Genomic DNA, 19,520 nt, shown 5'->3' on the forward strand with positions numbered 1-19,520 from the left:
CCCTGGAGTTCCGATCATGACCGACCAGCCACGTATCTCCGAGGGCTTGCCGTTTCCCCTGGGCGCCACCTGGGATGGCGACGGCGTCAACTTCGCGCTGTTTTCGGCCAACGCCACCAAAGTGGAGTTGTGCCTGTTCGACAAGACCGGCCGAAAGGAAACCGAGCGCATTGTGCTGCCCGAGTTCACCGACGAGGTATGGCACGTCCGCGTCAGCGGACTGGAGCCCGGCACCGTGTACGGCTACCGCGTGCACGGCCCTTACGACCCTGCCAACGGCCATCGCTTCAACCCCAACAAGCTGCTGCTCGACCCCTACGCCAAGGCCTACGTCGGAGAACTGCGCTGGGATCCCGCCGTGTTCGGCTACACCCTCGGCAGCGAGGAAGGCGACCTCAGCTTCGACGAACGCGACAGCGCCCCCTTTGTCCCCAAATGCCAGGTCGTGGACCAGCGCTTCACCTGGACCCACCCCACCCGCGTACGGGTCCCGTGGGAATCGACCATCTTCTACGAAACGCATGTGCGCGGCTACACCAAGCGGCATCCCGCCGTCCCCGAGCACCTGCGCGGCACCTTCGAAGGTTTGGGCCAACAGGCGGTGATCGACCACATCAAGAACCTGGGCGTCACGTCGGTGGAGCTGCTCCCCATCCACGCCTTTCTCAACGACAGCTATCTGCTGGACAAGGGACTGACCAATTATTGGGGCTACAACACCATCGGCTTCTTCGCCCCCGACCCGCGCTACTTCGCGCAAGGCCCGGGCGCGATCAACGAGCTGAAGCAAATGATCGACCGCTTCCACGAAGCGAACCTGGAGATCGTCCTGGACGTGGTCTACAACCATACGGCGGAAGGCAGCGAGCTGGGACCGACCCTGTCGTTTCGCGGCATCGACAACGCGTCGTACTACCGCCTGATGCCCGATGACAAGCGCTACTACATCAACGACACCGGCACGGGGAACACCCTGAACCTGTCGCATCCGCGCGTGCTGCAGATGGTGATGGACAGCCTGCGCTACTGGGTCATCGAGATGAACGTGGACGGCTTCCGCTTCGACCTGGCGACCATTCTGGGGCGCGAGCCGGGCGGCTTCGACTACGGAAGCGGGTTCCTGAAGGCGTGCCGGCAGGACCCCATCCTGTCCAGCGTAAAGCTGATCGCCGAGCCTTGGGATTGCGGCCCCGGCGGCTATCAAGTGGGCGGCTTCCCCCCAGGCTGGGCCGAATGGAACGACCGCTTCCGCGACACGGTGCGCGCGTACTGGAAAGGCGACGAAGGCATAGCGCCGGACCTGGCAACACGCATAACGGCATCCGGCGACAAATTCAATCACAGCGGGCGGCGGCCTTGGGCCAGCGTCAACTTCCTGACCGCGCACGACGGCTTCACGCTGCATGACCTGGTGTCGTACAACGACAAGCACAACGAAGCGAACGGCGAAGACAATCGCGACGGGCATTCCAACAACCACTCCTGGAATTGCGGCGTCGAGGGTCCCACGGACGACGCCGACATCCGCGCCCTGCGCGAGCGCCAGAAACGCAACATGCTGGCCACGCTGCTGTTCGCACAAGGCACGCCGATGATCCTGGCCGGCGATGAATTCGGCCGCAGCCAGCAGGGCAACAACAACGCCTATTGCCAGGACAACGAGATCAGCTGGGTGGACTGGAACATCGACGACGACGGTCAGGCCCTGATCGAATTCGTGCGCAAGCTGACGACATTGCGGCATACGCTGCCGGTGCTGCGCCGCGGCCGCTTCCTGACGGGGGACCGGGACGAGGATATCGGCGTATCCGACGTGCGCTGGCTCAGTCCGGCGGGAGTGGAACTGACGGACGAACAATGGTCCGATGCCGGCATGCGCTGTTTCGGGCTGGTGATCGACGGCCGCGCGCGAGCGACCGGTATCCGGCGGCCCGCGTCGGACGCCACGCTGCTGCTGGTCTTCAACTCCTACCACGACATGGTGGAGTTCAAGCTGCCCGATATCCCGGGCAGCGACCAATGGACCTGCCTGATCGATACCAATGCGCCGGTGCGCACAGAGCTGCCGAGTTTCGAGTCCGGCGATACCTACCAGGTGACCGGCCGCTCGCTCCTGCTGTTCTCGCTGCAGGCGAAAGGCGAAACGCGGGAGGTGCTGGAAGATCTGGAAGACACGCTGACCGACGAACAGAAGATGGAACAAGCGGCAGCCAAAGCGACGGAGGTCTATACCGCGAACGGCGCAGGCAACGGGACGGGAAACGGCGGGAAGGCGAAGGAAGAGTCCGTGCGCCCCGAAAAAAAGTGAACGCATGCAGCCGGGGGCGCTGCCCGCGACCCCCGGTTTGCCGGGTCACACGGATGGCTTGGAAACTTCTTCATCCATAAAGACCAGGGGCGGCCGATGCCGCACCGGATCTCCATATGCACAGGGGCGGTGAGAGCCGCCCCTGTTGCCTGCGCATGCGCCGCAGTTACGGGCGATTGTTGTTCTTGACGTCTTCCTTGACGTCGCCATGGGCCTTCTGCACCTTGCCGACGCCCTGCTGAACGTCGCCCTTCAGTTCCTGGCTCTTGTTGCCGGTGACCTTGCCCACCGTTTCATTGACCTTGCCCTTCACCTGTTCGCCTACGCCTTTCACCTGGTCTTTGTTCATGAGTGCGCTCCTTCATTGATACGCCACGATGGCGCGTATTCACGGTTCAGCAAAAGCCGTGCCCAGCCGTGCGAGCACGGCTGGGCACGGACCGGGGACCAAGGCGTCAGATCTTGGGCGTGGACCCGCCCGAAGCCATGCCGCCATCCGAACCCAGCTCGGCGCCGGTTTCCGGATTGGACTGCGGATCCGACGCCGTGCGAGCGACCAGGGCCTGCATGGCCTGGGTCTCTTCGGCGTTCAGATTCACCATGGCCATGCCGTCGCCCCCATCCACCGCGCATTGCTCCTCGCGGTCCGACACGTACTCGAAATTCTCGTCGCTGTTCCAGGGTCCGCGGGTATCCCCCTCGCCCTGCGACATATTGAAGTACGTGCGCGCGAAGCGCGGGTCGCCCGGCAGCTTGCCGGGAGGGAAGTTCGGCTGCATGGAATACAAGGCCTTTTCAAAGGACCGCTGGTGCGACACTTCGCGCGTCATCAGGAAGCCCAGGGTTTCCTTGACGCCTGGATCGTCCGTCACATTGATCAGGCGCTCGTAGATGATTTTGGCCCGTGCCTCGGCGGCGATGTTCGAGCGCAGGTCACACGAGGGATCGCCGATCGAGTCGATGTAGCCCGCGTTCCAGAGCTGTCCGCCCGAATTGATCAGCGCCGGGCCGCCTCCATACAGCACTTGCGTCACGTGCGAATCGTTGCCGGCGCCGTTGATCGCGCGATACAGCTCGGCCTCTTCATCGACCGCTTCAGCCAGCCTGCCCTTCGCCCCCTTGTTCAACATCGCCACCAGCGTCCCGATGATCTCGAGGTGGCTGAGCTCCTCGGTCGCGATGTCGATGAGCATGTCCTTGCGGCCCGGATCGTCCTCGGCGATCGCCTGCGTGAAATAACGCATCGCGGCCGCCAACTCGCCTTGCGGACCGCCGAATTGCTCCAGAAGCAGATTCGCCAGGCCGGGATTGGTTTCCTGGACGCGTACCGTGTACTGCAATCGTTTGTTGTGAGCAAACATGTTCCCTCCGTTAGGCGAGTATCCCGGGCCCCATGCCCGCGATCGGCCGTCGTTTTCGCAATCGCTATACCCGCGCGCCTGCCGGCGACCCGGATATGGCGTTTCCGCGCGGCATGCCCGCGCGGCGAACGTCAGATCTTCGACTTCGCGCCCGGCGTTTGCGCCAGTTCAAGAAAGCGCCGCGCCACGGCGCCCATGTTGTGTTCCAGCCAATCCGCCATCGCCTGCTCCTGCGGCAGAATGCGCTCGCACACGGCCAGCGTTTCACGGTCGCCCACCATCCGGGCGGCTTCGATCAGGTTGCGGTAGGACGCGATTTCGAAGTGCTCGAAGGCATAGCTCATCATGCCGCCCTTCACGATCTCGTCGCTGGAGAACATGCTCGACATGCCTTGCATTCCCGCCATCGCTTTGCCGGTCAGGTCCTTGATGGTGGAGGTGTCGCCGCCGCGGCGTTCGATACATTCCGCGATCAGACGCGCCTGCTCGCGCGTTTCCTCGATGTGCTGTTCCACCTTCACTTTCAGGTCCGGATAGCTTTCGATCCGCGAGGCCATGGTGGTCAGCATGGTTTCGGCCTGCTGTTCCATGGCGTGCGCATCGCGCAGCCAATCCATGAAGTGGGACTCCATGACGTCCCGGTCTATCGCCACATTGCTGGTTTCCATCGATATCTCCCACTGCGCTTGGATGGGCCCTGCGGGGTCTCCCGCCGACAGCGATGGGCGCCGTCCGGCCACGGGCGGGGTTTGCAGGTTCCGTGCCGGGTGGGCCGCAATGGACGGCGCGGGCGGCCTCGCGCCGCGCGTTGCCGGCAACCGGGCTTTCCGCCCTGACCTCTGACGCGGAGCCGAACATTAACCGCGCATTAATTGCACCGCTCGCCACTCTTGCTCATCGACGCCGGACGCGCCCATATCCTCGCTCCGGGCATGTGGCTTGCAAGATGGCGGCCGAACGCCGTGCCGGGCCGGATCGCGCGATGGCCCGGCCGTTCATGTCGAACTACGCAACGCAAACCCTTCAACACTCAGTACAGGAGCACGTTCATGGCCGCTAAAACCGTTGAGGACCTCTTCTTGCACGAGCTGTCCGATATCTACAGTGCGGAAAAACAGTTGACCAAGGCCCTGCCCCGCATGGCCCGCGCCGCCACCAGCCCTGAGCTGAAGGCCGCTTTCGAGCAGCACCTGCAGGAAACCCAGGGCCAGGTCGAACGCATCGATCAGGTCGTGGAGAAATGCGAGCTGCGCCTGAAGCGCGTCAAGTGCATGGCGATGGAAGGCCTGGTCGAGGAAGCCAAGGAGATCATGGAGGAAATCGAAAAGGGCCCGGTGCTGGATGCCGCGCTGATTGGCGCCGCCCAGAAGGTGGAACACTATGAAATCGCCAGCTACGGCACCCTGGCCGCCTTCGCCAAGCAAATGGGCGAACAGGAGGCCCTGCAGCTGCTGCTGGAAACGCTGCAGGAAGAAAAGGCGACCGACGAGAAGCTGACGCAGTTGGCCGAACAGGTCAACGCCGGCGCGTTGGAACAAGGCTAAGGCGCCGTTACGGCCGCCGCGGCATAGGCTGCATCAATCGGGCCGATCGGCCGCGGCTATCGCCCGCGCCGCGCCTTCGCAGCAAGCGGCGGCTCGGGCGGGCAGCGCCAGGAAACGCCGGGCTTTATGGTCCGGCGTTTTCTTATGGTCCGGCGTTTTCTTTTGCGGCGCCGGTCTGCGCGAAGCGGCCGATACGGAACGGTGCGATGGGCAGCTCGGTGCGCCCCGACGCGATCAGGTCGGCGGTGATTTTCCCGACGATCGGCCCGAGCTCGAAACCATGCGCGGAGAAGCCGAAGGCATGGTAGGCGTCTTCGCGCGTCGAACTGGGGCCGATGACGGGCAGTTCATCGGGCGTGCATGCCTCGATGCCTGCCCAGCCCCGGCTGACCACGGCGTCCCGCATATGGGGAAAAAGATCCAGCACCGTACGGCCGCCGGCGGCCAGCGAACGGAAATCGAGCTCCGTCCACTCCGCGTCGCGGTCCACCCACGCGCGCCGTCCGCCGCCGATCAAAACCGTGCCATTGGCGCGCTGCTTGAAGGACAGCGGCCGTCCCTGGCACAGGACGACTGGATCCAGGAAATGCGCCATCCGCGTCGTCACCAGCATCATGGGACCGATCGCCTGCAACGGCACCGCTTCGTCCCACTGCTGCGCAATGCGGTCGGCCCACGCGCCCGCGCAGTTGACCACCACGCGCGCGCTAAAGGCGCCGTCCGCCGTATCGACATGCCAGCGCCCTTCCCGCCGCGCCGTGCCCGTCACGCGCACGCCTTCCAGGAAACGGGCGCCCAGCGAGCCCGCCTTGCGCCTGAAGGCCAGCGTGGTGCGATACGGGTCGGCCGCGCCGTCTTCCCGCGCGATTACGCCGCCGCGCACCGTGGGCACGATGCGCGGAATCATGCCGCGCAGCGCGTCGCCGTCGATCCAGGTTTCGTGCGTGTAGCCCAGCTGCGCCATCAGGGCCAGGCGCTGCCGCGCGGCCGCGACATCGGCATCGTTCTCGGCCACCCGCACCTGCCCGTGCTGCTCGAAACCGCAATCGTCATCGACCAGTTCGGCGATCCGCAGCCACAGCGCGCGCGCGGCCAGGGCCAGCGGAATCTCTGCCGGATGGCGCGAGAGCGTGCGCACGCCCCCCGCGTTTACGCCCGAGGCATGCCGGCCGACGTAGTTCTTTTCCAGGACCAGGACGTCGATGCCCGCCCGCGCCAGGTGCAGCGCCGTCGAACTGCCATGCAGTCCGCCGCCGATGACCAGGACCTCGGCGCCGCGCGCGTTCATTTCTTGAACCGGACCACGGCCTGCCGGCCTTCGTCCGTCTGCGGCAGCGAGGCGAGTTCGCCGAGCGTCAGCGGCTTGGTGGGGAAGCGCAGCCGGTAGTAACCGACTTCAGCCGGCGCGACGCCGCGGGCATCGGCGATGAGCTCCGTCACGGTCAGGCCGCAGAAACGGCCCTGGCAGGGGCCCATGCCGCAGCGCAGAAAGGACTTCATCTGGTTTGGCCCCTGCACGCCCAGCTTCACCGTATCGCAGATCTGCGCGGCGGTGACTTCCTCGCAACGGCAAACAATGGTGTCGCCCGTGGGTCGCCGGAAATTGTCAGCCGGCCGGTACAAGGTGTCGAAAAAGGCCCGGCCGCGGGTGGCGCGCGTCAACGCGGCACGCGCATGGCCCGCGGCGCGGTCGCGCTGCGCCGGGTCGATACGGCCCAGCGCCACGGCGGCCTGCAACGCCGCCAGGCGCCCTCTTTCTTCCGCGGCGCGCGCGCCCGCGATGCCTGCGCCGTCGCCGGCGATGCTGATGCCCGGCACATCGGTCGCGCCCCATTCGTCGACCACCGGTTCCCAGCAGGCCAGCGCATCGTTCCAGCGATGCCCCACGCCGGCGGCGTTCGACAGATTGATGTTGGGAACGACGCCCTGGTGCAGCATCAGATGATCGGCGTCCATCGTGCTTTCCGGACCGTCGCCGGAACGGAAGCTCACGGCGGTCAGGTGGCCGTGTTCGCCCAAAGCGCGCAGCGCGCTGACGTGGCGGATCACGGGGACGCGCGCCTTGACCGCGCGCAGCAGCTTCAGCCCTTTGGAGAAGTACGGCGACCGCAGGAAATCGATGGCATGCGGCAATGCGGCCATGGCGCGTCCCGGCGGCGTCGTATCGAGCAGCGCCTGCAGCCGGACGCCCGCGTTCAGGTACTGCCATGCGATCAGGTACAGCAGCGGCCCGCAGCCGGCCAGGACCGCGCGCCGGTCGGGCGCCATGCCGGCCTGCTTCAGCAGTATCTGCGCGGCGCCCGCCGTGACGACGCCCGGCAGGGTCCATCCGGGGATCGGAAAGGGCCGCTCCTGCGCGCCGGTGGCGAGCACGATGTGGCGCGCATGGGCCAGCCTGGCCTCGCCGGCCACCGAATAGGCCACCTCGAAACCTTCGGCCTGGGCGGGCGCGGTGTGCCGCGCCACGGCCCATACGGTGGCGCCGGGCTCATATGCGGCGCCCGACTCATGGAAGGGGGCGATCAGGCTGGCGCCGTGCCAGTAGTCATCGCCCAGGACACGGCGGTCTTTCAGCGGCGTCGTCGTGATGGCGCGGTAGATCTGCCCGCCCGGCGCCGGCTGCTCGTCCACCAGCAGCGCCGACAGCCCCAGATTCGCGGCCTGCGTGGCGGCCGCCAGGCCGGCGGGGCCGGCGCCTATCACCAGCACATCGCATTTGCGCACCGTCGTCATTCGATCACCTTCCGCGCGCCCGACTGGCGCTCCACCGTCATGCCCGCGCGCACGGCCGTCATGCATGCCTGCTGATTGGGCCGGCCGTCTATCGTCACCAGGCAGTCGTAGCAGACGCCCATCATGCAAAAAGGGCCGCGCGGCACGTTGCCCACCACGGTATCGCGACAGGCGTCCCAGCCGTGCGCGAGCAGGGCCGCCGCCACCGTATCGCCGGCGCGGCAGGTTACCTCCGCGCCATCCATCCGGATCGTCACCGACCCCTGGCTCAAGGCCGTTTCGGCCTCATGCAGCCTTTTGAACATGGAACCTCCGAGTCGAAAAACCTGACATGTCGTCGTCCAGGACGCCCTGGGCCACCATCGGCGCATACCGGTAGGCATGCGCGGCGGCCAGCGTCACGCCGCTATGGCAGGTGGCGACGAACGCGCCGGGGTGCGTGGCCGATTGTTCATAGATCGGGAAGCCGTCGCGCGACATCACGCGCAGCGCCGCCCATGCGCGCACCGCGCGCACCTCGCGCAGCGCCGGCAGCGTGCGCACGGCGCGGTCGGCCAGGGTGGCGAGCACGGGCAGCCCCGTGGTGCGGTCCTCGAATCCCATTTCTTCCTGCGAATCGCCGATCAGCCAGCTTCCCTCGTCCATCTGGCGCAGCGTCACCAGCGGCGTCTCCAGGATGCGGCGCGTGCGTTCCAGCACGATGATCTGCCCGCGCTGCGGCCTAACCGGCACGTCCAGCCCCACTTGCGCGCCAAGATCCTTGTTGCCCAAACCGCTGGCAAGCAGCAGCTTGGCTCCCCGGATGACCCCATGCGGCGTGGCCACCTCGAATACGCCGTTGCTGAACGTGATGCGCTTGGCGGGATGATGCGGCAGGTAGTCCACGCCGCGGCGGTCGAAGGCGGTGTGCAGCGCGCGCAGCAATTTCAGCGGGTTGGCGATGCCGTCCACCGGCGTCCATGAGGCGCCGCGCACCTCGGGCCCCAGCCCCGGAACGAGATCCGCGGTTTCGGCGCGGTCCAGCATTTTCCACGGGTACTGCACCATGCCGGGCTGCGACTGCAGCCGCGTCATGAAGGCCTGGCGCGCCTCGAATTCCTCGTCGCTCAGCACGACGTTCAGCCCGCCGCGCTGTTCCAGGTGCACGTCGATGCCGGTTTCGTCCAGCAGCGCGCTTGCCAGCCGGGGCCACAGGCGCTGCGACGCCATGGTCCAGTGGCCGTAGGCCGGCATGCCCATGCCCTTGCTCTGGACCCACACCAGGCCGAAGTTGCCGCGCGACGCGCGATAGGCGATGTCGCCCTCGTCCAGCACGGCGATATGCGCCAGCTGCTGGCACAGCCCGTAGGCGATCGCGGATCCGACCAGGCCGCCGCCGACCACCACGGCGTCATAGACGCCCTGGTGCCGGCGCGCGCGCGATGCGCCCGGCGGAGAAGTTGCGGATGTCTGACTCATCAACGTCCTTTACCGACAAAAAGTTTTTCCAGCCCCACCAGCCTGTCCAGGATGACGACGGCGATAACGGTCATGTAGATAAGAACCGCCGATACCGCCGTGACGAGCGGATCGATGGTGTCCTCGATATGCAGGAAGATCCGGACCGGCAGCGTGGTGGTCGACGGCGAGGCGATGAAGATCGACATCGTCAGCTCGTCGAAGCTCGTGATGAAAGCGATCACCCAGCCGCTCACCACCCCGGGCAGGATCAGCGGCAGCACGATGCGCCGGAAGGTCTGCAACGGCGACGCGCCCAGCGACAGCGCGGCACGTTCCAGCGATGCGTCCATGCCGGTGGCCGAGGCCAGGACGAGGCGAAGCGCGTAGGGCATGACCAGGACGACGTGGGCGATCACCAGGCCGGCATAGGTGCCGACCAGGCCGATGGAGGTGTAGTACTTCAGGAACGCCAGGCCCAGCACCACGTGCGGAATCATCAGCGGAGACAGAAAAAACGCCATCAGCGCTTCGCGGCCGCGGAAGCGATGGCGGGCCAGCGCCAGGGCCCCCGGCACGGCCAGCGCGATGGCGATGGTTGCCGACAGCGCGCCCAGGCCCAGGCTGAAGAAGAAGGCGTCGATGAAGCGCGGATTGTCCAGGATGGCGCGGAACCAGCGCAGCGACAGCCCGGAAGTGGGCAGCGAGATAAAACCCTCCGACGTGAATGCCACGGCGCACACCATCAACAGCGGCGCCAGGATGAACAGCACGAAGATCGTGTGAAACACCAGGCCGACGATGCCGTTTCCCCGAATCATTTTGCGTATCCTCCTTCGTTGGCCGTGTTGCCGCTAGGCATCGAATACCGCGCCGTAACGCCGCTCGATGAGCCGGTTGGCGGCGACCAGCGCGACAACCGTGGCCAGCAGCAGCACCGCCGCCAGCGCCGCGCCCAGCGGCCAGTCCAGCGTATTGAGGAATTCGTCGTAGGCCGCCGTCGCCACCGTTTTCAGGCGGCGCCCGCCGACGATGGCCGGCGTGGCGAAAGCACTGACCGACAAGGCGAACACCATGATTGCGCCGGAAAGAATCCCGGGCATCGCCTGCGGCACGATCACGCGCCGCACCACGGTAAAGGGATGCGCTCCCAGCGAAAGCGCGGCGGTTTCCGTGGCGGGATTGATTCGCTGCAGGGACGCCCACACGGAAATCACCATGAAAGGCACCAGCACGTGGGTCAGGGCGATGCCCACGCCCAGATTGGTGTACATCAGGTTCACCGGCCCGTCGCTGAGCCCCAGCGCCTGCAGGGTCTGGCTGATCAGGCCGGTCGAGCCGAACAGCAGCGCCCATCCCAGCGTACGCACCACCACGGACACCAGCAGCGGCCCCAGCACCACCATCAGGAAAAGGCCCTTCCATGGGTTGCGCATGCGCGACAGCACGTAGGCTTCGGCCGAGCCAAGGATGACGCAGGCCAGGGTAACCAGCAGCGACACGCCGAAAGTGCGGGCGTAGATTTCGTAGTAGTAGCCGTCGGTCAGGATATCGACGTAGTTGCTGGCCGTGAAGGACGCCTGGATGCCGCCGTAGAAATCGAAGTTGTAGAAGCTGATCATGATGACCAGCACGATGGGCGTCACCAGGAACAGTCCGTACAGCGTCAGCGCGGGCGCGCTCAGCAGCCAGGGCGTGGATCGGGTCGTCATGGGCGCATCCTTACTGCACCGGCGGGGGCGCGTCCACGGGCCGCATGTCGGCGGCGCGCCACGTCAGGTGCACCGCCTCGCCCTCGCCCGGCACCGCCACGCCGTCGTTCTGCCGGATCACCAGCACTTCGCCGACCTCGGTCTGCACCTGGCAAAGCCAGTGGTTGCCCTGGAAGATCCGCGTTTTCATCTGGCCCGGCAGCGCGTCCGGACCCGGTTCGCAGAACCGCAGCTTCTCCGGACGCACGATGACCAGCGGCGCGGCGGCCTGGCCGTCCAGCGTGATACAGGCCGCGCCCACGCGGACGGCAGGCACGCCGTCGCGCGTCACCGGACGCGGCCGGAAGACGTTGGCCTTGCCCAGGAAACCGCCGACGAACGAGGTGGCGGGGCGCTCGTACGCCGCGAACGGCGCGGCAACCTGTTCCGCCTTGCCGTGATTCATGACCACGACGCGATCGGACAGGGCCAGGGCCTCCGATTGATCGTGCGTCACCATGATCGTCGTCGTACCGACCGTGCGCTGGATCGCGCGCAGCTCGATCTGCATCTCTTCGCGCAGCTTCGCGTCCAGGTTGGACAAGGGTTCGTCCAGCAACAGCAGATGCGGGCGGATGACCAGCGCGCGCGCCAGGGCGACACGCTGCTGCTGTCCGCCGGACATTCGCGCGGGGTAGCGGTCGGCCAGGTGCGCCAGGCCGACCAGTTCCAGCGCTTCGGCCACGCGGCTTTCGCGTTCGCGCTTGCCCACGCGCTGCATTTCCAGCCCGAAAGCGACGTTCTGCGCCGCGGTCATGTGGGGGAAGAGCGCGTAGTTCTGGAAAACGATGCCCATGCCGCGCTTCTGCGGCGGCGTGCGGCCCAGGTCACGCCCTTCCAGCACCACCCGGCCCGCGGTGGGCGGCACGAAGCCCGCGATCATGTGCAGCGTGGTGGTCTTGCCGCAGCCCGATGGACCGAGCAGCGATACGAATTCGCCGCGCTCGATCGTCAGGCTCAACCCCGCCACCGCCACGCTGTCCCCGTAGTGCCGGGTCAGTCCTTCCAGAACCAGAAAGCTCATCGACATCTCCTCGCGCAGCCGCCGGCCATCAGCGTTCGATCTCGCGCGTCCAACGCTTGTTCCAATCGTCGCGGTTCTGATTCACCGTATCCCAATCGATGACGATCAGATCCTGCGCGCGCTTGCCCACAGGCAGCGGCACGGCGGCATTCGGGTCGTCCGTGTACTTCGCTTTCTTGTTGACCGGCCCGTATCCGTAGGCGTCGCCAAGCCTGGTCTGGATGTCCGGCGAAATCAGGTAGTTGACGAAGGCCTGCGCCAGCGGCGAAGTCTTGGGCTTGGCGACCGGGCAAACCGATGCCAGCAGCGCGTATGCGCCTTCGCGCGGATAGACGAAACCCACCGGGAAACCGGTTTCGGCGAAGGACTTCGCGCGGCCGCTGCCCCACACCGCGATCAGCGCCTGGCCGCTGGAAAACAATTCGGTCATCTTGCCGGGCGACGGTTCGTAGACCAGCACGTTGGGGCCGACCTCGTTCCTGAATACCTTGAAACCCGGATCGATCTTCTTTTCCCCGCCGCCGTTGGCGCGCGCATACTGCACCAGCGCGTGCAGGCCGTACGTATTGTTCAAGGGCGGGATCACCAGCATGCCCTTGTACTTCTTGTCCTTCAGGTCGTCCCAGGACGCGGGCGGCGCCCACTTCTTTTCCTCGAAGGCTTTCTTGTTGTACATGATGCCGGTGGCGACCAGCCCCAAGCCCACCGCCTTGTCGTCCTTGTAGCGCGAGGCCGGATAGAGATCATCCGCCGCCAGTCCCTGGATCGGCGCACAGAAGCCCAGCGCGATGGCCTGGTACATCGGGCCATCGTCCACGATCGCGACGTCGATTTCCTGGTTGCTTCTCTGCGCCTGCAAGCGCGCCAGCGTATTCGTCGAATTGCCGGCGACGTAATCGATCTTGACGTTGTGCTGTTTCTCGAAGGCCGGGAACACGTCCTTGCGCAGGATGTCCTCGAACGAACCGCCGTAGCCGGCAACGACCAGTCGTTCCTCCGCCTGGACGGCGCCGGCGGTCATCGCCGCCGCGGCGGCGAGCGTGGCGAGGGCGAGCATATGCTTTTTCATGGATTACTCCGATTCAAGGTAATCACTGCGTGGACGGCGCCCGCCAGGGCCTGCCGGCACCGGCGCAACGCCACGGAAAAGCATGAAATCTGCGGAGGCCCGCCGCTATCCTGCTGGGCGTGCAAACGCCCGGATGTCCCTTCGGGTATGCGGCGCCGCGGCGCGGCGCGCGGGTAGGATGATGGACATTGCGGTTCCCCTTGCCTGTCATCTGCGCCAGACCGTTATCCGCGCCGCCTGCGGCGCCATCGCGAAAGACCGGCCTGTTGCGACGACCGCCTTGTGTCATGGCGGCCTTTTGCGGACGATTATGCGAACAGGGCTTGCCTACGGTCAAATACCAATATTCCGGCTCGCCATGCGAATTTGATATACCGTCAGACCTCGCGCACCGTCTCCTGCAGGCACTCGAAGAAGGTGCGCGCGTGCGCCGACTCGACATGCTGCTCGGCGAACAGGATGTAGCTCGGAAAGGGAATGGCCGGCTCGAACGGCAGGCTCACGATGCCCGGCGTGCGCAGGCTGCGCACCACCAGCGGGTTGACGACGCTTACGCCCAGGCCCATGCCGACCATGCTGCATATCGTCGCCGCATAAGGCGTTTCGATGGACAGGCGCCGCGCCCCCGGCTCGAAGGCGGCGTCGATGGCGGCCCGTGTTCCATCGCCCTGGGTCAGCGAGATGAAGTCCTCGCCATCCAAGTCCTTCGCCACGATGCGGCGCCGGCGCGCCAGCCGATGGCCGGCGGGGACGATGCAGACACCGTTTTCGTTGCGCCAGCGCGCGCTCCGGATTCCGGGCACGTCCACCAGATACGCAACCAGGCCGAAGTCGCAATAGCGGGTTGCGGTCCAGTTCGCCACGGTCCGCGAGTCGCTGGTGTAAACGGAAATCGGCACCTCCGCGTACACCCGCCGGAACCGCGAGATGGCGGCCGCCATGACGGTCATGGCGATCCCCGGCACGGCGCCGATGCGCATCGCCCCGGCGCCCAGCTGACGGATGGAGCGCGCCGACTCGCTCAGGTGTTCCAGACCGACGAAGGCGCGCGTCACTTCCTTGAACAGCGCCTCGCCCTCGATCGTGGGGATAAGGCGGCTGCCGGCGCGCTGGAACAGCATCAGCCCGGTTTCCCGCTCCAGTTGCGCAATGGCCCGGCTGACGTTGGGTTGAGAGGTATGCAGCTGCGCCGCCGCCAGCGTCATGGAGCGCGTCAGCATGACGGCCCGGAACGTTTCCACCTGCTTGAAGTTCACCGCCGTGTGTCCCCTGAGGGCGGCCGGCTGCGCCGGGCCATCGATTCGTTTCCGCACGGTGGACGCGGCGGAAAATCATGGCCCGCCCTACACGACTCGAACGTGTGACCGCTCGCTTAGAAGGCGAGTGCTCTATCCAGCTGAGCTAAGGGCGGGCGGGAAGAAGACGCGGGATTTTACCCTGTCCCCGGCGCGGGCGGTCCGGGACGCCCGCGGGTGCGCGGCCGTCGTCCGCCGCCGCAACGGCTCAGCCGGCCGGCCGCCAACGTCGAATTACCGTCAAAGCGACGCGACAAAGCTGTAATGCATTTTCTGCGCCGCGTAACCATACGTAGTAGCCTCTCGACCCCAAGCCGCTGCGCGAAGCGCATCCAGGACCGGGCCGTGCGCCCCCCGCGCGCCCGCGTCCACCGCCGCGCTCTGCCGTGACATTACAGACCGTTTCAATCCATCAAAGGGCGAATGCTAGAGTGCGTCGTCCCACCTTCTTCTGGTTACCACCCATGCCTCGCATCCGAAATGCGTACATTCCCTGCCGCCTGGGCGGGGCCGCCGCCCTTCTGGCCGCGGCGGCCGCCATGCCCGCGCAGGCGGGCATCAGCTACAAGCTGGATCGCGCCAGCGCCGCGCCCGGCGCCACCGTTCACATCCAGGCGGTGTATTTCAACGACGGCGAAACCGGCGCCCGCTGGCAACCGCCGCGCGAACTCGTTCTGCAGTGGCGGTCCCCGTCCGGCGCCATCGTGCGCAGCCTGGCCCGGGCGGAAGTGGACGATCCGGACATCAACGTGCCGGTAAACAATTTCGTGCGCATGTCGTGGCGTGCGGTGGTTCCCGCCCATGCCAGCGGCTTGCAGGCGGTGTCCATCGAAGGCGAGCCGGCGTTGATGGCGCTGGACGCGACCGGCACCGCGGCCATCGCGGGCAAGCCCGCCGAGGTGCCGGTCGTCGACCCGCGCACCGGCCAGCCGCTGCCCGCGGCGGAAGTCGCCGCCGCCGGCGCGTCGCCCGACGCGGGGCCGGCCCCGGCGTACGCGGCGGCGGCCGGGCAGGACGGCAGCAGCAACCCGGCATTCGAGCGCGTGCGCATCGGCCTATCCGAATACCAGCCGACGTATTTCGATATCCGCACTCGGGACCGCACGACCGCCAAGTTCCAATTCAGCATCAAGTACCGCTTGTTCAGCCCGGACCGGGGGCAGGAGCCGGGCTTTCTCGATCACCTGTACCTTGGCTACACGCAGGCTTCGGTGTGGGACCTGCAGGGCGACTCGCGGCCCTTCATCGACACCACGTTCAATCCCAGCCTGTTCTGGCAATCCGACAATATCTGGCAGTCGAAGAACCAGAACTGGCGCGTCGGCTTGACCAGCGGCGTGGAACACGCGTCCAACGGCAAGGCAGGCGAAGATTCGCGGTCGGTCAACGATGCGTTTGTGGAGCCCGCGCTGAACTATCGCTTCGACGGCGGCAGCACGCTCACCTTCGCGCCTCGGGTCAAGGGATATTTCGCGCTTGGCGACGAGAACCGCGACTACACGGACTACACGGGATGGGTGGACTGGCAGCTGCGCTGGGCGCAGGACAACGGCTTGGTCGCTTCGCTGCTGTACCGGCAAGGCGACGCGGGCCGCCGCACGGCCCAGCTGGACCTGGCCTGGCCGTTGAAACGCACCTTCCTGAACATGAACGGCTATCTGCACCTGCAGTACTTCAACGGCTATGGCGATACGCTGCTGGGCTACGACCAGCGCGGCCGGTCCCAGATCGGCATCGGTCTGTCGCTGGTGCCGTAATCGCGCTTGCCTTCAGTCGCCGATCGGCAGATCCGATGCGGCGACGTTGCGCAGCTCCAGGTCCGGCATGCGGCGCACAACCAGCAGCGACACCAGGGCGATCACCGCGCCGAAGGCGAAGATGGTGTGGAAGGTGTGCGCCACGCCGTCCATCAGCGCCTGACGCGCCGGTACGGGCAATTGCGACAGCACGTCCGAGCCGTGCCGCAAGGCGCCCAGGTCGATTTGCTGCGTGATTCCGGCCGCCGCCAGCGAACCGGCGAAGCCGAGGCCGAGCAGCGTGCCGGCCAGCGCGCTGCCGAAGGCGCTGCCGATCGAGCGCAGCACCAGCACGGATCCGGTGCCCGCGCCGATGTCCCGGGGATCGAGCGCGTTCTGCACGACCATGATGGTAGCCACCATGCACGACCCCAGGCCGACGCCGGCCAGCAGGGTCGCGGCCAGTACGAAGATCAGGGGCGTGCCGGGTCCCATCAGCGCCAGCAGGCACAATCCCAGGAAACCGCCGATGAAGCCCGCCGACAGAATGCCGCGCATGCGGCCGGTGCGCCGGGCGAGATTGCTGCTCAGCATATTGCCCAGCACGTTGGACAGCAGAAAGGGCGTGACGAAAAGCCCGGACTCGGACGCGCTGGTGCCGCGCACCAGCTGGAAGTACAGCGGCAGGGAGAAGATGCACAGGAAGATGCCCAGCGCACCCAGCGACGAAGCGGCGATCCCGCAGACGAAGGTGCGATTGCGGAACATGCGCGGGGGCAGCAAAGGGTCGGCGGCGCGCCGCTCCTGCCAGACCAGCGCGGCCAGCGCCGCGACGCTCAGCGCGATCAGGCCGAATATTTCGGGCGACAGCCAGCCGTAGCTCGCGCCGCCCCAGCCCAGCGCAAGCAGACAGGGCACGATGGCGGATGCCAGCAGCATCGATCCCAGAATGTCCAGACGCACCTTGCCGCCGCGAGGCTTGAGCATGCGCAGCCCTCGGTTGCATGAATACATGGCGAACAAGCCCAGCGGCAGGTTCATCCAGAACAGCCAGCGCCAGGAAAGGTGCTCGGAAACGTAGCCGCCCACCAGCGGGCCCGCGATGGAGGCGACGCCCCATACCGCGGCCAGATAGCCCTGGTAGCGCCCGCGCTGCCGCGGCGCGACCACGTCGGCGATCGCCGCCTGCGCCAGCGACATCAGGCCGCCCCCGGCCAGTCCCTGCAGCGTGCGGAACAGTATCAGCTGATTCAACGTCTGCGCCATCGCGCACAGGGCGGACGTCACGACGAACAGGCCGATCGACACGGTAAGCAGCTGCCGCCGCCCATAGATGTCCGACAGCTTGCCGTAGATCGGCGTGGTGACCGTGGCGGCGATCAGATACGCGGCGACGATCCAGGACAGATGCCCGAATCCGTTCAGGTCCGCGGCGATGGCGGGGACGGCCGGAATGACCACGGTCTGGTCCAGCGCCGCCAGCAGGATGCACAGGACGATGCCGCCGATCACGCGCATGATTTCGCGGTGGCTGAGACTGGTGGACGAGGGGGAAGAAGCGGAGGCTGCTGCGAGGGTGCCGGTGGGCGGAGGCATGGTGCTGCTGGAACGACGGTGATGCCCGGCAGTGCCGGTGCGAAGCGGTCATAAGTCTTATATAAGTTATATATATTAATATATATTCGACTTGGTTAACGCGCCCTCAACGTTCCGATAGCATCCCGCTTCACGCGCCGGGATGGGGCTGCCCGATACGGCGCCAGGCCAGCGCCGCGCAAATCAGCTGCGCGAGCCCGCCCGCCAGCAAGGCCGCATGCACGCCGGCCGCGCCGCCCCGCATGGCGGCGAACACGGTGCCCAGCACCGCGACGCCGGCCGTCGCGCCCACCATCCGGGCCGTGTTGACCAGCGCCGACGCGGTGCCGGATCGCGCCGCTGGCACGGCCCCCACGGCGATATCCATGAGGGGGCCGGTCGCCATTCCCATGCCCAGCCCGGTCAGGGCCAGCCCCAGTTCGGCCGGCAGCACCGAGGCATGCCCCGCCGTGAACGCGACCAGCAGCAGGCCGCACCCGATCACGGCCACGCCGCCGGACGCCATCGCCCGCCGCCCCAGCTTGCGCACGAGCATCCCGGACAATGGCGAGACCGCCACGAAAACCAGCGCCATGGGCATCAGCGCGATGCCGGCGCGCACGGTATCGAAGCGGCCGCTGCTTTGCCAGAACAGCGGCAGCAAAAAGATCAGGCCATACATGCCGAAGGTCATCCCCGCCGTCGCCGTGATGGCGGAGCGGAACGGACCGATGCGGAATATCTCCAGGGGCACCAGGGCGCGCGGCCCGCGCCGCCTCTCCACGCGCAGGAAAGCTGCGCAGGCGACAAGGGCGACGACCGCCGCCGCGACGGCCTGGCCCGCCGCCTCGTGGGCGCGGATCGCGGCGTACGCCAGACTGCCGAGCGTCAGCGCGCCCAGAATCTGGGCGCCCGCGTCGAAATCGCGCTCGTGCGGATCCGCCGACTCCGGAATCGCGGGCAAGGCCAGCAGCAGCGCCGCAAGCCCGAGGGGCACCACCACATAGAAAACGCTGGGCCAGTCGTAGCGGTGGATCAGCACCCCGCCGAGCGTTGGCCCCACGGCCAGGGCCAGGCCGTTGCACGCGGCCCATATTCCCAGCGCGCGCCCGCGTTCGCCGGGATCGCGCCAGACGACGCGCACGATGGCCAGCGACGCGGGAATGACCAGGGCGGCCCCCAGACCGGCCACGGCGCGTGCGCCCACCAGCACGCTCGCCGACGGCGCCACCGCGCATGCGACCGAGGCGGCGGTGAAGATCCCGGCGCCCCACATGAAAACCCGCCGCCGCCCCAGCAGGTCTGCCAGCAAGCCGCCCGTCAGCAGCAGCGACGCGTAAACGACGTTGTAGCTATCCACCACCCATTGCAGTTGCCCCACGCCGGCGTGGAAGTACTCCCCGATGCGGCGCACCGCCAGATTCACCACCGCGGTGTCCACCTGCGCGACGAGCACAGCGATGCAAAGCGTGGCCAGCGTCAACCACCGGCGCCCGGTGGAGGCGTTTTGTTGCGACGTCGAAGCAGCTTCAGCCATAAGATGCCCTCCCGGAAAAACATCAGGCGGTTCGCCGCACGCAGGCGTGGCAAGCCGCTGCGGAATTCGACGGAGGCGGGAACGCGCCCTTGGAGTTTAGGCACATCGCCGCCGCCATGCTTCGGCGTGCACCGAAGCGAATGGCGTGCC

17 protein-coding genes and 1 tRNA gene are annotated in these 19,520 nt (G+C 66.8%); 3 read left to right on the forward strand and 15 right to left on the reverse strand.

Annotated features, from left to right (window positions below; translation table 11 throughout):
- The first annotated feature begins 16 nt into the window (after positions 1-16).
- Positions 17-2,308 carry a glycogen debranching protein GlgX gene (glgX, locus tag CAL13_RS15840; RefSeq protein WP_086072908.1) on the forward strand — a complete coding sequence of 764 codons (2,292 nt, stop codon included), beginning with the start codon at positions 17-19 and terminating at the stop codon, positions 2,306-2,308.
- 166 nt (positions 2,309-2,474) lie between these two features.
- Here the strand turns inward: glgX and CAL13_RS15845 are convergent, their stop codons facing one another.
- The 3 genes from CAL13_RS15845 to CAL13_RS15855 all read right to left on the reverse strand — a co-directional run bounded on the left by CAL13_RS15845 (position 2,475) and on the right by CAL13_RS15855 (position 4,337).
- Positions 2,475-2,657 carry a CsbD family protein gene (locus tag CAL13_RS15845; RefSeq protein WP_086058239.1) on the reverse strand — a complete coding sequence of 61 codons (183 nt, stop codon included), beginning with the start codon at positions 2,655-2,657 and terminating at the stop codon, positions 2,475-2,477.
- Between the two features lie 106 nt (positions 2,658-2,763).
- Positions 2,764-3,669, reverse strand: a complete 906-nt coding sequence (locus CAL13_RS15850) for a manganese catalase family protein (RefSeq protein WP_086058240.1) — start codon at positions 3,667-3,669, stop codon at positions 2,764-2,766.
- Between the two features lie 131 nt (positions 3,670-3,800).
- Complete coding sequence (locus CAL13_RS15855) at positions 3,801-4,337, reverse strand: ferritin-like domain-containing protein (protein WP_086058241.1); 537 nt, start codon at positions 4,335-4,337, stop codon at positions 3,801-3,803.
- A 381-nt stretch (positions 4,338-4,718) separates the two neighbouring features.
- Between CAL13_RS15855 and CAL13_RS15860 the strand changes: the two genes are divergently transcribed.
- A complete protein-coding gene (locus CAL13_RS15860; RefSeq protein ID WP_086058242.1) occupies positions 4,719-5,213 on the forward strand; it encodes a YciE/YciF ferroxidase family protein in 495 nt (164 codons plus the stop codon).
- A 142-nt stretch (positions 5,214-5,355) separates the two neighbouring features.
- Here CAL13_RS15860 and CAL13_RS15865 read toward each other — a convergent pair whose 3' ends face one another.
- The 10 genes from CAL13_RS15865 to CAL13_RS15910 form a co-directional block, all read right to left on the reverse strand.
- A complete protein-coding gene (locus CAL13_RS15865; protein ID WP_086072909.1) occupies positions 5,356-6,501 on the reverse strand; it encodes an NAD(P)/FAD-dependent oxidoreductase in 1,146 nt (381 codons plus the stop codon).
- Positions 6,498-7,946: an FAD/NAD(P)-dependent oxidoreductase gene (locus CAL13_RS15870; RefSeq protein ID WP_086072910.1), complete on the reverse strand. Its 1,449-nt coding sequence runs from the start codon at positions 7,944-7,946 to the stop codon at positions 6,498-6,500. Before CAL13_RS15870 ends, CAL13_RS15865 begins: the two co-directional genes overlap by 4 nt.
- Positions 7,943-8,251 (reverse strand): (2Fe-2S)-binding protein, encoded by a 309-nt coding sequence (locus tag CAL13_RS15875; RefSeq protein ID WP_086058245.1) that lies wholly within the window; start codon positions 8,249-8,251, stop codon positions 7,943-7,945. The genes CAL13_RS15870 and CAL13_RS15875 overlap by 4 nt, the downstream gene beginning before the upstream one ends.
- Positions 8,232-9,404, reverse strand: coding sequence for an NAD(P)/FAD-dependent oxidoreductase (locus tag CAL13_RS15880; protein WP_086058246.1), 1,173 nt, complete (start codon positions 9,402-9,404; stop codon positions 8,232-8,234). Before CAL13_RS15880 ends, CAL13_RS15875 begins: the two co-directional genes overlap by 20 nt.
- Entirely contained in the window at positions 9,404-10,204 is an 801-nt protein-coding gene (locus tag CAL13_RS15885) for an ABC transporter permease (protein WP_086058247.1), read from the reverse strand. Before CAL13_RS15885 ends, CAL13_RS15880 begins: the two co-directional genes overlap by 1 nt.
- Before the next feature lie 33 nt (positions 10,205-10,237).
- Entirely contained in the window at positions 10,238-11,095 is an 858-nt protein-coding gene (locus CAL13_RS15890) for an ABC transporter permease (RefSeq protein WP_086058248.1), read from the reverse strand.
- A 10-nt stretch (positions 11,096-11,105) separates the two neighbouring features.
- Positions 11,106-12,158, reverse strand: coding sequence for an ABC transporter ATP-binding protein (locus tag CAL13_RS15895; protein WP_086059526.1), 1,053 nt, complete (start codon positions 12,156-12,158; stop codon positions 11,106-11,108).
- A 28-nt stretch (positions 12,159-12,186) separates the two neighbouring features.
- On the reverse strand, positions 12,187-13,227 hold the full coding sequence (locus CAL13_RS15900) for an ABC transporter substrate-binding protein (protein WP_086072911.1): 1,041 nt from the start codon (positions 13,225-13,227) through the stop codon (positions 12,187-12,189).
- Between the two features lie 377 nt (positions 13,228-13,604).
- Complete coding sequence (locus CAL13_RS15905) at positions 13,605-14,483, reverse strand: LysR family transcriptional regulator (protein WP_086059527.1); 879 nt, start codon at positions 14,481-14,483, stop codon at positions 13,605-13,607.
- A gap of 78 nt (positions 14,484-14,561) precedes the next feature.
- Positions 14,562-14,638, reverse strand: a tRNA-Arg gene (locus CAL13_RS15910).
- A gap of 348 nt (positions 14,639-14,986) precedes the next feature.
- Here CAL13_RS15910 and CAL13_RS15915 point away from each other — a divergent pair.
- Complete coding sequence (locus tag CAL13_RS15915; protein WP_086072912.1) at positions 14,987-16,279, forward strand: phospholipase A; 1,293 nt, start codon at positions 14,987-14,989, stop codon at positions 16,277-16,279.
- A gap of 12 nt (positions 16,280-16,291) precedes the next feature.
- On the opposite strand, the gene CAL13_RS15920 is transcribed toward CAL13_RS15915, so the two are convergent.
- Both CAL13_RS15920 and CAL13_RS15925 read right to left on the reverse strand, forming a co-directional pair.
- Positions 16,292-17,776, reverse strand: a complete 1,485-nt coding sequence (locus CAL13_RS15920) for an MDR family MFS transporter (RefSeq protein WP_086072913.1) — start codon at positions 17,774-17,776, stop codon at positions 16,292-16,294.
- Between the two features lie 208 nt (positions 17,777-17,984).
- The gene (locus tag CAL13_RS15925; RefSeq protein ID WP_086072914.1) at positions 17,985-19,370 is read right to left on the reverse strand and encodes an MFS transporter; all 1,386 of its coding nucleotides are present in this window, start codon (positions 19,368-19,370) and stop codon (positions 17,985-17,987) included.
- Positions 19,371-19,520 lie beyond the last annotated feature (150 nt).

The sequence above is a fragment of the Bordetella genomosp. 9 genome, from assembly GCF_002119725.1.
Lineage (GTDB): Bacteria > Pseudomonadota > Gammaproteobacteria > Burkholderiales > Burkholderiaceae_B > Bordetella_C.

Bases quoted from the DNA above. Each gene is read 5' to 3' on its own strand.
- glgX (WP_086072908.1), top strand. From the start codon at position 17: ATGACCGACCAGCCACGTATCTCCGAGGGCTTGCCGTTTCCCCTGGGC.
- CAL13_RS15845 (WP_086058239.1), bottom strand. From the start codon at position 2,657: ATGAACAAAGACCAGGTGAAAGGCGTAGGCGAACAGGTGAAGGGCAAG.
- CAL13_RS15850 (WP_086058240.1), bottom strand. From the start codon at position 3,669: ATGTTTGCTCACAACAAACGATTGCAGTACACGGTACGCGTCCAGGAA.
- CAL13_RS15855 (WP_086058241.1), bottom strand. From the start codon at position 4,337: ATGGAAACCAGCAATGTGGCGATAGACCGGGACGTCATGGAGTCCCAC.
- CAL13_RS15860 (WP_086058242.1), top strand. From the start codon at position 4,719: ATGGCCGCTAAAACCGTTGAGGACCTCTTCTTGCACGAGCTGTCCGAT.
- CAL13_RS15865 (WP_086072909.1), bottom strand. From the start codon at position 6,501: ATGAACGCGCGCGGCGCCGAGGTCCTGGTCATCGGCGGCGGACTGCAT.
- CAL13_RS15870 (WP_086072910.1), bottom strand. From the start codon at position 7,946: ATGACGACGGTGCGCAAATGCGATGTGCTGGTGATAGGCGCCGGCCCC.
- CAL13_RS15875 (WP_086058245.1), bottom strand. From the start codon at position 8,251: ATGTTCAAAAGGCTGCATGAGGCCGAAACGGCCTTGAGCCAGGGGTCG.
- CAL13_RS15880 (WP_086058246.1), bottom strand. From the start codon at position 9,404: ATGAGTCAGACATCCGCAACTTCTCCGCCGGGCGCATCGCGCGCGCGC.
- CAL13_RS15885 (WP_086058247.1), bottom strand. From the start codon at position 10,204: ATGATTCGGGGAAACGGCATCGTCGGCCTGGTGTTTCACACGATCTTC.
- CAL13_RS15890 (WP_086058248.1), bottom strand. From the start codon at position 11,095: ATGACGACCCGATCCACGCCCTGGCTGCTGAGCGCGCCCGCGCTGACG.
- CAL13_RS15895 (WP_086059526.1), bottom strand. From the start codon at position 12,158: ATGAGCTTTCTGGTTCTGGAAGGACTGACCCGGCACTACGGGGACAGC.
- CAL13_RS15900 (WP_086072911.1), bottom strand. From the start codon at position 13,227: ATGAAAAAGCATATGCTCGCCCTCGCCACGCTCGCCGCCGCGGCGGCG.
- CAL13_RS15915 (WP_086072912.1), top strand. From the start codon at position 14,987: ATGCCTCGCATCCGAAATGCGTACATTCCCTGCCGCCTGGGCGGGGCC.
- CAL13_RS15920 (WP_086072913.1), bottom strand. From the start codon at position 17,776: ATGCGCGTGATCGGCGGCATCGTCCTGTGCATCCTGCTGGCGGCGCTG.
- CAL13_RS15925 (WP_086072914.1), bottom strand. From the start codon at position 19,370: ATGGCTGAAGCTGCTTCGACGTCGCAACAAAACGCCTCCACCGGGCGC.